The organism is Pseudomonas sp. P5_B3 (assembly GCF_056400405.1).
The window spans coordinates 180512-192603 of sequence record NZ_JBFULI010000004.1 but is presented as its reverse complement, the minus strand read 5'-3'; the positions used below and the strand labels follow the sequence as shown (position 1 = coordinate 192603).

The window sequence follows — 12092 nt, the reverse complement described above, 5'->3', positions numbered from 1 at the left end:
CCGCAGGCCTCCATCACGACAGTGCAGGGCTCAAGGTTCATCAGGTGCTGCATGAGCGCTACCCGATTGAATTTTTTGCGGTACAGCTCGTGACCACGATCATCCTGTGCATGTAGATGAAAGGTGTGTTTTCCCAGATCGATGGCGGCAATAGCTACTTTGCTCATGGCAATGATCTCCGATAAGCCCCCTGTGAAAGCTTAGTGGTCGATCACAGGGGGCGGCGGGGGTAGCCATTTCATTAGGGGGCGGGGTCGTACGCAAGAATTGTATTCACAGAGACCAATGTGGGAGCGAGCTTGCTCGCGATGAGGCCCATCCAGGCAATGAAAAGCCCGCAGACGATCGCTCATCTGCGGGCTTCTTCACATCGGGGTCAAGGCTTAAGCCCGGCGCTCATGCATCCGCGCCAATTGCCGTTCAAGCATCGACGGATACGGCTCCATCAACCGCTCCACGCAGCATGCACCTTCAGGGCTGGCAATCGGGCGGATCCGTGCACGCTGGCGGATCAACGCGTCGTCGCTGATCTTGCGCTCCACCAGCAGCAGGTTGCGGCTGTGTTGCGACAGGGCCAGGGCGTCCTGGGCGGAGTCGGTCAGCAGCAGGTCGATCTGGCTCAGGCCGAACAGTTCGTCACCGAGTGTCAGGCCCAGCTGCAATTGCAGGGTGATACCGCTGTCCGCGACTTCGATCTGCAACTGGTGGCCGAGGGCCCGCAGCAGCTCGCCACAGCAAATGGCGTTGGTCAGGTAATCGTCACCGCAGTCTTCCGTGTGGAACAGCATCAGCGTGCTGCCGTCGTTCAAGGTCTCCACTTCGCCTTGATACAGCGAAGCGGCCTGGTCGAGACAATCGCGATAGCGTTCGAGCAGTTCTTCAAGCCGCGCCCGCGGCAGGCGTCGCAGTTGCTCCTGGGAGCCCAACTGCACCGCCAGCACCGCGCTGTGTTGCGGCACGCTCGGCGTGGCCTTGCGGATCACCGGTTGTGGGGTGCTGTCCAGCGACTCATCGCGCAGATCGGCGAACGGGTCTTCGTCATCGTCGTCTTCGACGGTGCTGACGATTTGCCGTGGCGCTGGCTTGAGCGCGGCTACGGGGCGGCTCTCGTCGAAACTCGGGTCGCGCAGGTTACGGACTTCGAAGGCCGGGTCGGCCTCGTCATCCATGTCGTCGAATTCTGGTTCCGGCTCCGGTTCCGGCACTGGGGCGGGCTCCGGGGCGAAGTTGGCGTGCAGCTGGCGCGCCAGGTCACCGATTTCGTCCTGGCGGTCGGTGGCCGGGGTGTATTCATCGATATTGCGCAGCCACACCCGTAATTGCAGCAGCGGCGTGGAGAGATAACGCCCCATGCGCAGGCTCAAGGCCAGAGACAGGGCCAGCAGGATGGCGCTCAAAATGCCCATGCTCTGCAGGCTGATGGTCATCGGCTGCTGGAACTGGTCCATGTCCAGACTGATACGCAATTGCCCGGCAGTCACGTCCTGGAAGGTGATCTTGCTCTGGTACATGCCCTCGGCTTCGCCCAGCAGGCCATGCTTGGGGCGCTGGCCGGACTCGGCAAGGATACGGTTGTCCGGACTGTAGATGGCAGCGTGAGCCACCAGTTTGTTCTTGGTCAGGTTGTTGAGCAGCACGTTGAGGCTGAGGATGTCGTTGGACACCAACAGCTCGGTGGCCGAGGTGGCCGTCTGCGTAGTCAGGCTTTCGCCCAGCGCATCCGCCTGCTCGTGCATGGCCTGCTTGAACTGCAAGCCCATCACACCGGCATAGATGACCAGGGCCAGGGCGACCAGGATCACGTTATGGCTGGCGATGCGCAATGCAATCGGTACACGGCGGTGGCGCAGTGCCCGGAAGATCAGCAGGAAGAAGTTGTCGGTTTTTACTGGCGTGGGCCGGTTCACTTGAGCTCGGCTCTTTTGTCCGTGAAGTTGACGCGCAGTATAGCGACAGGCCCTAGGCCGTCAAAGCGCTCGCGGTGCCCGATGGTCACTGAAAGTGGGTAGAATGCGTTTTTTTTCCACCTGCGGGGGTGCGCCTTGCGCGAAATCGTCCTGATAAACATCACGGGAGTCGACCGTCCGGGTCTGACTGCGGCCATTACCGGCGTTCTGGCCCAGGGTGGTGTGAACATTCTCGACATCGGTCAGGCGGTGATCCACGACACCTTGTCGTTCGGCATCCTGGTTGAAATTCCCGACACCGAACAAGGCAAGTCCGTGCTCAAGGACATCCTGTTCAAGGGGTACGAGCTCGATCAACAGGTGCGTTTCACGCCGGTGTCCGAAGAGGATTACCAGCAGTGGGTCGGCAACCAGGGTAAAAAACGCCACATCGTGACCCTGTTGACCCGCAAGGTGACAGCCGGGCAGTTGCAGGCCGTGAGCTCGATCACCGCCAAATATGGCCTGAACATCGACCACATCGATCGTCTGTCCGGGCGTATGCCGCTGGATACGCCGGCCGACAAGGGCAAGGGTTGCATCGAGTTTTCCGTGCGTGGCGAGGCGGCTGATCCGCAGGCGCTGCGTGCCGAATTCCTCAGCGTTGCCCAGGAACTGAACGTCGACATCGCCTTCCAGGAAGATTCGCTGTTCCGGCGCAACCGTCGCCTGGCGGTGTTCGACATGGATTCAACGCTGATCGAAGCCGAAGTGATCGATGAACTGRCCAAGGCGGCCGGTGTGGGTGACAAGGTTTCGGAAATCACCGAACGGGCGATGGCCGGTGAGCTGGATTTTCGCGCCAGCTTCAAGGAGCGCCTGGCCTTGCTCAAAGGTCTGGACGTCAATGTACTGGATTCCATCGGTGCCTCGCTACGCCTGACCGAAGGCGCCGAAACCCTGTTCGCCGAGCTCAAGCGCCTGGGCTACAAGACTGCGATTCTGTCGGGCGGCTTCACCTACTTCGCCAAGCAATTGCAGGCCAAGCTGGGTATCGACTACGTGTTTGCCAACGAGCTGGAAGTGGTCGACGGCAAAGTCACCGGCGTGGCGGTCGAGCCGATTGTCGATGCGCAGCGCAAGGCCGATTTGCTGAAGGAACTGGCGCACAAGGAAGGTTTGCGCCTGGAGCAGACCATTGCGGTCGGCGACGGTGCCAACGACCTGCCGATGCTGGCGATTGCCGGGTTGGGCGTGGCATTTCGCGCCAAGCCGCTGGTCAAGCAGTCGGCCAAGCAGGCGATTTCGACCCTGGGTCTGGATGGTGTGTTGTACTTGCTGGGCTTCCGCGATCGCGACGGCCAGCTCTAAAACAACTGTAGGAGCGAGCCTGCTCGCGATGGACGTTAACGATGACGCGGGCTTTCTGAATGCACGCGTCGCCTATTCACTCATCGCGAGCAGGCTCGCTCCTACAGGTTTGCGTACAAATCAGGCCTTCGGTGAGCCCATGCCCTGACCCATCTGCACCGCTGTACCGGCGGTCATTTCTTCAGCCCACTTCACCTGATCCGGCCCGAACAGCACGACAGCGGTCGAACCCAGCTTGAAGCGACCCAGTTCTGCGCCTTTTTCCAGGTGGATCGGCGCGCGTGCGGCTTCGTCGTAGCGGAAGGTTTTCAGTTCGCGCTTCGGCGGCGTCACCAGACCGGCCCAGACGGTTTCAATCGAAGCCACGATCATCGCACCCACCAGCACCACGGCCATCGGCCCGCGTTCGGTGTCGAAAATGCACGCCACGCGCTCGTTGCGGGCGAACAGTTCCGGAACGTTTTCAGCGGTGGTCTGGTTGACCGAGAACAGGCGACCCGGGATGTAGACCATCTCGCGCAGGGTACCAGCCAGTGGCATGTGCACGCGGTGGTAGTCCTTCGGCGACAGGTAGATGGTCGCGAAGTCGCCACCCATGAACGGCGCAGCGTTTGCCGCATCGCCACCCAACAGTTCCAGCACGCTGAAGCTGTGGCCCTTGGCCTGGAACACACGACCGTGCTCGATCGGGCCGAGCTGGCTGATCGCGCCGTCGGCGGGGCTGAGGACCGCGCCCGGGGTCTCGTCCAGCGGACGGGCACCGTCTTTCAATGCTCGGGTGAAGAACGCATTGAAGTGCTCGTAGGCGGTCAGGTCTTCGACCAACGCCAGGGACATGTCCACCTGGTAACGCTTGGCGAACCAGGCGGTAAAGGCATTCTTGAACCAGCGCACGCGGCATTCGGCAATGCAGCCGGCCAGTCGCGAGAGCAAGTTGTGGGGCAGCAGGTACTGGCCGAGGAGAAACAGACGCTTGTTCATTAACGGTCCTTAAAAATCTTAAATTTCTACCGGGGTATCGGGATGGTTGCCCCATTCGCCCCAGGAGCCGGCGTAGCCTTTGACCCGCGGATAACCGAGAGCCTTGGCCACCAGATAGGTGAAGCCAGAACGATGGTGAGTCTGGCAGTGGGTAATCACTTCTTTGTCTTTGCTGATCCCGAGTTGTTCGAGGATCTGCTGCATGTCGGTGCGGATGCGCAACTGGCGCGCCTGATCCATGCCGGCGGTCCATTCGAAATTGACCGCGCCGGGAATGTGCCCGCCCTTGGCTGCGAGGACTTTCTCGCCGGAGTACTCCAGCGGTCCGCGTGCATCCCAGATTGCCAGGTCGGCGGCGCCGAGACGGCTTTGCAGGTATTCGCGGGTGGCGGTGGGTTCATCGTGCAAGGTCAGTGGAACCGGGCCACCCACGGGTGGCGGGATCTGGATCGACATGGGCAAACCTTCCGCCAGCCAGGCCCGCAGGCCGCCATCTATATAGTGGTACTTGCTGTGGCCGATGACATCCAGCAGCCAGATGAAGCGCCCGGCCCAACCGCCGCCTTCGTCGTCATACACCACGTAGACCGCGTCGGGGTTGTGTCCCAATTCACCAAACAGCGTTTCGAGTGCTGCCTGCGGGGGCATCAGCCCCGGTGCGGGGGCCTGGCCGAGCTGCGTGCGTTTCGGATCGACAAAGCGCGCGCCGGGAATGTGCCCTTCGGCGTAGCGGGCGGGACTGGTCAAGTCCACCAGAATCAGTTCGCGGGCGTCGAGGCGAGGGAGCAAGTCGCTCGGCTCGATCACCAGCGGCAAGCCAGAGAAGTCAGACATGTGAGGTCTCCAGAGCACAAAAGGGAGGATTGTAACGCAGCTTATTGGCCACGGTGGCTAAAGCTGTGCAGGGCTTTCTCGATGCACTGTGCGGTTTTGCCGAAGGCCTGTACGGAAATTTCCGAAAAGGGCCCGCCGCCTTGATCCGCCACGACGATCATGATCACCCGGCCATTGTTGACCAGTGAACGCAGCAGCAGGTGTTCACCGCTGAACTGTGAGCGCAGGCCGTTGGGCAGCAGGGCCGAGAATTGCGCGTTGTTGGCTGGTGTCAGGCGCACTTGGGCCTGTTGCGCGAGCAGGCGTTGCAAGACGTTGCTCTGGCTGACCACGAAGTTCAACCCGGCCGCTTCCTTCGGCAGGCCGACCGTCTGGTGCACGCGCAGGTTGGCATGAGTGCGGTCGGCCATCAGGATCATCACCCGACGCATGCCGCAGGCCACCAGAGCGTCCCGGGCGGCGATGGTCAGGTGTATGGCATTGGTGAAGCGACTCGGCTCGACCAGCAATTCGGCACATTGTTTACGCCACTTCGCCAGGTCTTCGGCGCTGGGTGCCGCTGCCGGCAGCAAGCCTGCGTGGACACGGTTCATACCCCACGGCCAGATCAGCGATTCGGCAGGGTGCCAGAGGTCGGGCATGGCGTGTTGGCGTGCGCTGTTGGCGGCTTGCTGGTGCAGTTGCTGTTGCACCTCGTCCATCGGCATTTGCAGGTAAAGGCTGGTCAGGAATTGCCAGCGCTCACTGTGCGGGCTGTTCCAGGCGTGTTGCGCCGACAGCGCCAGCCCGTTGGCCAGTAGCACTGTGTTGGCCGGCTGATTGAGCCAGCGACGCAGGGTCGGATCGTCATCGAGACGGTTCTGCTGGCGCAGTGGATGCTCACTGTCACGGGCGATGCGCAGGACTTTCACCAGTTCCCGCTGCTCGGTGAGCAACAGGCGATAACCCTGCTGCACCCAGATCGGCAATCGCCAGACCTCCACCAGCGCCTGGCCGATGTCCAGCAGGCGTACGCCAAACAATTGCTGTTCGACTTTGCGTGCCGACTCACCTTTATGGATGACCCGCAGCTCCCACTCTTCGAGCAGTTTCGGATGAGTCAGCGCCAAAGGCCACAGGGGCGATAGAAACAGCAGGCTGCCCCAGTGGATGTCCTGCCACAGGCGTGCCAGGCGACTGGCAAAAAAACCGTTGGCCTGTTGCGTGGCGTGCTGGCTGATCATCTGCAGCTGACGCAAGACTTTGGGAATCTCGGACTGGGGTTCGGCGGGAAGCCGCGCAAGCAGTTCTTCGGTGCGCTTCAGGCCGAGGCGATTGATCGCGATCTCGAGGTTTTCCGCAGGCTCGGTCATGCCGCCATGGGTGTGCCGGTTGGCTTCGCGAATCACACTCAAGGCCAGGGCCGGGCTGCCTTGCATGAGGTCGGCGATATCGCGCAGCGAGCTGCGATTGTCGCGGATGGCCGTGCAGACACGGTCGTGGCTGGCTTGCGGAACCGGCAGGCGCACGCCATCGAGAAGCTTGACCCAGCCTTCGAGAGTGGTCGGTTTCGGGGTTGGAACGTTCGTTTCGTTAACCATGGTGGGAGGCGATCATCGTCAACATTACCTGGGCCCGGATGGGGTCAAATCAGTTTTTCGCCTGAACTGCCTATAGTCTGGCGCAGTTTTGCCGATAAGGAGAAGAAGAGATTTTTTAACTTCCGAATATGACCTTGAACCCGACTCAGTAAGTGCTCCCCTAACCTATGGCTAAAATTATCGGCATCATCGTCGTATTCGCGAGCGTGCTCGGCGGATACGTGCTTTCCCACGGCAAAATTGCCGCCCTGATCCAGCCTTTCGAGGTCATGATCATCGGCGGTGCCGCCCTTGGCGCATTCTTGCAGGCCAACCCCGGCCACATGACGATGCACGTGCTCAAGAAGTCCCTGAGCATGTTCGGCTCGCGTTTCAATCATGGCTTCTACCTTGAAGTGCTGGGCCTGATCTACGAGATCCTCAACAAGAGCCGCCGCGAAGGCATGATGGCCATCGAAGGCGACATCGAAGATGCCGCCGCGAGCCCGATCTTCGCCAAGTACCCGACTGTTCTCAAGGACGAGCGCATGACCGCGTTCATCTGCGATTACCTGCGCATCATGTCCTCCGGCAACATGGCTCCGCACGAGCTGGAAGGCTTGTTCGACATGGAACTGTTCAGCCTCAAGGAAGACCTGGAACACCCATCCCACGCCGTGAACGGCATCGCCGACGCCATGCCCGGTTTCGGTATAGTCGCGGCGGTACTGGGGATCGTGGTGACCATGGCTTCGCTGGGGGAGGGCGATCAGAAATCTATCGGCCTGCACGTGGGTGCGGCACTGGTGGGGACCTTCTTCGGTATTCTCGCCGCCTACGGCTTCTTCGGCCCGCTGGCCCATTCCCTGGCCCACGATGCCAAGGAAGAACTGAACGTCTACGAAGCCATCAAGGCCTCGCTGGTGGCTTCGGCTTCCGGCATGCCGCCATCGCTGGCCGTGGAGTTCGGACGCAAGGTGCTGTACCCGGCGCACCGTCCAAGCTTCGCCGAGCTGGAACAAGCGGTTCGCGGTCGTTAGTGCTTTGTTTCGCAAATACGTTCCTTTTTTGGCAAGTGACTGTTGTTGCCAGACAAGGCGCCGCGACGAGTCATAGCCCGCTATGGCGAGGAGCGGCAACGCGGTATGGCGACAACAGGCACTGCCAAAAAGGAACAGTATTTGTGAGACAGAGCACTTAGGTTATGGAAAACAATCAGCCGATAATCATCAAGCGCGTCAAGCGCATCGCCGGCGGACACCACGGAGGCGCCTGGAAAATCGCCTTCGCGGACTTCGCCACAGCGATGATGGCGTTCTTCCTGGTGTTGTGGCTGCTGTCCACCGCCACGCCGGAACAGAAGATTGCCATCGCCGGTTACTTCAAGGACCCGATCGGTTTTTCCGAAAGCGGCACGCCGTACATCATCGATCTGGGCGGCACCCCGACCCTGGCGCCGGAAAACACCCTCAACCCCGAAGTGAAGTCCCAGCCGCAGCCGGACAAGGTCACCATCGATACCGACCAGGTTGAAGGCATGGCCGAGCAGGTCGAGAAAGAACGCCTCGAACTGTTGCTGCAAGAACTGCAGAACAAGGTTGAAGAGAACCCGCAACTGCAGAAGTTCAAGGATCAGATCCTGTTCGAAATCACGCAGGACGGCCTGCGTATCCAGATCATGGACGCAGAAAACCGCCCGATGTTCGACTCGGGGTCGGCTCGTCTGAAACCGTATTTCGAAGACATCCTGCTGGCTCTGGCCGACACCATCAAAGCGGTGCCGAACAAGATCAGCATCAGCGGCCACACCGACGCCAAGCCGTATACCGGCACCGGCGATTTCGGTAACTGGGAGCTTTCGGCCAACCGTGCCAACGCCGCGCGTCGTGCGCTGGTGGCGGGCAGCTATCCGGAAGCGCAGGTGGCACGGGTGGTCGGTTATGCCTCGTCGGCCCTGTTCGATCGCGAGCATCCGTTCAACCCGGTGAACCGTCGTATCGACATCGTGGTGCTGACCAAGAAAGCCCAGCGTGCGATCGAAGGTTCGCAAGGTGTGGAGCCTGCTCCTAATGCGCCGCAAGGTTCGGCGGCTCCGGGAGCCGCACCGGCTACACCGGTCGACCCGAATGCGTTGCCGGCGGACAAGGAACCGCTGCCGGCTCACGAACTGCGTGAGCGTCTGAACCTGTTTGATAACCCGGCGCTGAAGCCGGGCGAGCCAGCCAAACCGGCTGAAYCGCCCAAGCAGTGACCGACAAGAAAGCCGACAGCGATGTCGGCTTTTTTATTGGCGTTTTCTACGTTAAAACCCACGGATGATTCGGGACTTGAGCTCGGCGTGAAAGCGATCCGCATTGGATTTGTTGACGCTGCGCACCGACTCGCTACCGTTMACCGAATCCAGTGACATCGAGCGCTTGAGCATCGACTCGGTGCGATAAGCATCGATAAAGAACTCGATGTCCCGGTCGCTGGTCAGCTTCGGCCATTTATCGAGGTACAGCGGCAGCTCGGTCGGGCCGGTCTTGAACGAGCAGATGCGCCGGTTGGTGATGGTCGCCTCGCCGATTTCGAACGGTACCCACCAGGACAGGGCGGTTTTCTCCGACACCACCGCCAGCAGGTGCGTGCATTCGCTGATGTTGCGGGTGATCACCCCGGTGATGTCATCAGTGGTCTGGGATTCGGCATCCAGTACGTCGAGGTAGGTCTTGATGTTGGCCTGGATCAGGCGCGTGTTGATTTTGACCGCGAGGGCGCGATCCATGTGGCGGTAGCTGATAAACACTGGCATCAGAAATGTCCCTTGATCGCGAGTTCGCGGTAATAGGCGCCGAGGGCGGTGAAGCGGCAGCCGGTGGCGTGAATGGCGGCGTAGTACATGTGCTCGGCGTCTACCGGTTCGACCAGGCTGTGGCGGTTGCACTTTTGCAGCTGGGCGAAGACTTCGCCGTGCTCCGGGTTGAATTCAGGTTCGGTGGGCTCAAAGCTGGGGGCGAGGGGGTACACCGACTCGGCTTCGGCAAACCATTCGGGGAGTTTGCGCAGGATTTCCTTGGGGATCAGCGGCGATACTTCGCGCAGGGAAATGAACTGCGAGACGTTGGTCTTGAACACCGGACGCTGTTCCCAGGCATCGAGCGCGTTGTCGACAAACGAATAAAGGCTGCCGGGGGTGATCTTGCCCAGGATGTTCGCGGCGCCGCCGTGCAGGGCCTGGAGCAACAATCCGGTGAACACGCCGTGTTGCGCGCCCTCCATCGCCGGTTCTTCCTTTTTACAGGCAGTCAGAATGGTCATGCCTTCGCCGACCACACTGCCTTCACTGCGCAAGGCGCGCAGTTCGCCGGCCGAGCCGCTCTGGCAACAATCGAGAATGATCACTTTGTTTTTGATCTTCGTGGCCTTGCTCGCCCAGTTGAGAATGTCGCTCAGGCGAATCCCGTCCTTGGCGCTCTTGTAATCCTGCGGGATCAACATGCCTTCGTCGGTGTCGGTATCGAAGCTGCCGTGGCCGGCGAAATACAGCAGCGCGACATTGCAGTCCCCGGCAAACAGCTCGCGGATCTGGTTCTCGAGTTTTTCCCGGCTCAGGTAGTCCTCGGCGGATGTCAGCACTATGTTCTTGAAGTTCGGATCGCCATTGGCGTCGGTCTTCAGCACCGAGGCCATGGCCATGGCGTCATTGCTGCAACCGCTCAGGCGCGAAACGTGGGTGTAGTCGTTGATGCCGATAAACAGTCCCTTGCGCATGGTTACACCGCCGTATGCTGGCGAATCGCGGTGATGATGCTGTTGGTGTTCCACGCACATTCGGCATGTGCCGCGTCACGTACCACCGTGGAAATCCGCTCTGCACCGAACGGCTTGATCGCGATGATCACCTTGCCCATGCGCTTGGCGATCTCGATTTCCTTGTTGATCCACTTGCTGTAGGTGGAATACATCCCGGCCATGATCAATACCGCCGAACACGGGCGAATCTTGTTTTCGATGGCATCCTCAAGTTGTTTGTCGGTTTTCGCGCCGACAATCGGGTTGTCCGGTGGCACCGAAAAATTCTTGTAGGTGAAGCCAGGCTTGGCGTTGAGCAGGCGCACGAGATTGTCGTGGGCGTCGGAGTAGTTCCACGAATGGCTGATGAACAGGTGGTAGGTTTGCATGGGTGTCCCTCGGAGTCGCTGGAGTGCGAAGAGGGTCTGAAGCTAGGCTATTGGCTGGCGGCTACAAGGGGATGTGACTTAAAGAGAAATGCCCTACAAGCGCCGGTGCGGGGGTCTTACAGAAAGGTCTGATGTTCAAGCAGGGGAAGATCCAGCCGCCGGCCGCCCCGCTGAAGGCAGGGCGGTCGGTACGTCTGTTTAATAGCCGTTTTCCGGCAGGCTGGCGATGATCGAACGGTAGCTGTTCATCCGTTGCTGCTGCACGCGGCCGTCTTCCAGGGCCTTGAGCAGGGCGCAACCGGGTTCGCGGTCATGCTTGCAGTCACGGAAGCGGCAGGTGCCGAGCAGGTCGTTGAATTCGATGAAGCCGGCCTCGACATCGGCACGGCTGACGTGGCCCAGGCCGAATTCGCGGATGCCCGGGGAGTCGATCAACTCACCGCCGCCGGGGAAGTGGAACAACCGCGCGGTGGTGGTGGTGTGAGTGCCCTGGCCGGACAGCTCGGATAACGGGCCGACGCGGGTTTCGACATCCGGCAGCAGGCTGTTGACCAGCGACGACTTGCCGACACCGGACTGACCGACGAACACGCTGATGCGCCCGTCGAGTTGCTTCTGCAACTGCTCCATACCATTGCCGTGGTGCGCCGACACTTCCAGCACCGGATAGCCGAGGGTGCGGTACACCGCGAGCAAGGCATTCAGCGCCGGGGCGTTGTTGTCATCGATCAGGTCGAACTTGTTCAGCAGCAACAGCGGTTTGATGCCCGCATGTTCGGCTGCGACCAGATAGCGGTCGATCAGGTTGGCGTGGGGCTCGGGCAGCGGTGCAAACACGATGACGATCATGTCGACGTTGGCCGCAACAGGCTTGAGCTGACCACGGCTATCCGGGCGGCACAGCTCTGTGTTGCGCGGCAGTTGCGCCACGATCACGCCGATACCCTGGTTGCCGGCACGCCAGACCACCTGATCGCCGGTCACCAGCGCCGGCAGGTTGGCGCGCAGGTGGCAACGGAACACCTGGCCGGCCAGTTCGCCGTCGCGGGCCTCGACCTCGACCTGCACACCGAAGTGCGCGATCACCAGGCCGTGCTGTTCCGGGCCCAGATCGCCGCCCTCAAGCGCCTCGACAGCGGAGGACTCGCGTTTGGCGGCGCGGGCAGCGCGTTCGCCCTGAATCTTTTCGATGCGCCAGTTTTGACGACGATTGAGTTGGCGTTTGGCCATGGGTGTTCCGTATCAAGAATGCAGCGATTAGGTAAAACGGCCGCGAGTTTAGCACGCCCGGCCACCGG

11 protein-coding genes and 1 pseudogene are annotated in these 12092 nt (G+C 60.8%); 3 read left to right on the top strand and 9 right to left on the bottom strand.

The genetic code is table 11. The features are described from left to right. Positions 1–167: pseudogene (locus AC1DRN_RS04710) on the bottom strand (IS110 family transposase); the annotation flags it as partial. A 216-nt stretch (positions 168–383) separates the two neighbouring features. Next, positions 384–1907, bottom strand: coding sequence for an AhpA/YtjB family protein (locus AC1DRN_RS04705; protein WP_223462510.1), 1524 nt, complete (start codon positions 1905–1907; stop codon positions 384–386). A gap of 135 nt (positions 1908–2042) precedes the next feature. Between AC1DRN_RS04705 and serB the strand changes: the two genes are divergently transcribed. Further along, a complete protein-coding gene (gene serB, locus AC1DRN_RS04700; RefSeq protein ID WP_477786642.1) occupies positions 2043–3257 on the top strand; it encodes a phosphoserine phosphatase SerB in 1215 nt (404 codons plus the stop codon). Between the two features lie 120 nt (positions 3258–3377). On the opposite strand, the gene asd is transcribed toward serB, so the two are convergent. The 3 genes from asd to AC1DRN_RS04685 are packed head-to-tail and all read right to left on the bottom strand — an operon-like array spanning position 3378 to position 6652. Further along, positions 3378–4238 carry an archaetidylserine decarboxylase gene (asd, locus tag AC1DRN_RS04695; protein WP_223447586.1) on the bottom strand — a complete coding sequence of 287 codons (861 nt, stop codon included), beginning with the start codon at positions 4236–4238 and terminating at the stop codon, positions 3378–3380. A gap of 18 nt (positions 4239–4256) precedes the next feature. Beyond that, entirely contained in the window at positions 4257–5072 is an 816-nt protein-coding gene (gene rhdA, locus AC1DRN_RS04690) for a thiosulfate sulfurtransferase (RefSeq protein WP_223462511.1), read from the bottom strand. 41 nt (positions 5073–5113) lie between these two features. After that, positions 5114–6652 (bottom strand): HDOD domain-containing protein, encoded by a 1539-nt coding sequence (locus AC1DRN_RS04685; RefSeq protein WP_223462512.1) that lies wholly within the window; start codon positions 6650–6652, stop codon positions 5114–5116. Between the two features lie 167 nt (positions 6653–6819). Between AC1DRN_RS04685 and motA the strand changes: the two genes are divergently transcribed. Both motA and motB read left to right on the top strand, forming a co-directional pair. After that, entirely contained in the window at positions 6820–7671 is an 852-nt protein-coding gene (gene motA, locus AC1DRN_RS04680) for a flagellar motor stator protein MotA (protein ID WP_108218404.1), read from the top strand. A 164-nt stretch (positions 7672–7835) separates the two neighbouring features. Next, positions 7836–8882, top strand: a complete 1047-nt coding sequence (gene motB, locus AC1DRN_RS04675; protein WP_477786641.1) for a flagellar motor protein MotB — start codon at positions 7836–7838, stop codon at positions 8880–8882. A 51-nt stretch (positions 8883–8933) separates the two neighbouring features. Here the strand turns inward: motB and AC1DRN_RS04670 are convergent, their stop codons facing one another. The 4 genes from AC1DRN_RS04670 to rsgA form a co-directional block, all read right to left on the bottom strand. Further along, positions 8934–9425: a toll/interleukin-1 receptor domain-containing protein gene (locus AC1DRN_RS04670; protein ID WP_223462514.1), complete on the bottom strand. Its 492-nt coding sequence runs from the start codon at positions 9423–9425 to the stop codon at positions 8934–8936. Further along, entirely contained in the window at positions 9425–10384 is a 960-nt protein-coding gene (locus tag AC1DRN_RS04665) for a caspase family protein (RefSeq protein ID WP_223462515.1), read from the bottom strand. Before AC1DRN_RS04665 ends, AC1DRN_RS04670 begins: the two co-directional genes overlap by 1 nt. A gap of 2 nt (positions 10385–10386) precedes the next feature. After that, positions 10387–10794 (bottom strand): TIR domain-containing protein, encoded by a 408-nt coding sequence (locus AC1DRN_RS04660; RefSeq protein ID WP_223462516.1) that lies wholly within the window; start codon positions 10792–10794, stop codon positions 10387–10389. Positions 10795–10992: 198 nt separating this feature from the next. After that, positions 10993–12024, bottom strand: coding sequence for a small ribosomal subunit biogenesis GTPase RsgA (rsgA, locus tag AC1DRN_RS04655; protein WP_223462517.1), 1032 nt, complete (start codon positions 12022–12024; stop codon positions 10993–10995). Positions 12025–12092 lie beyond the last annotated feature (68 nt).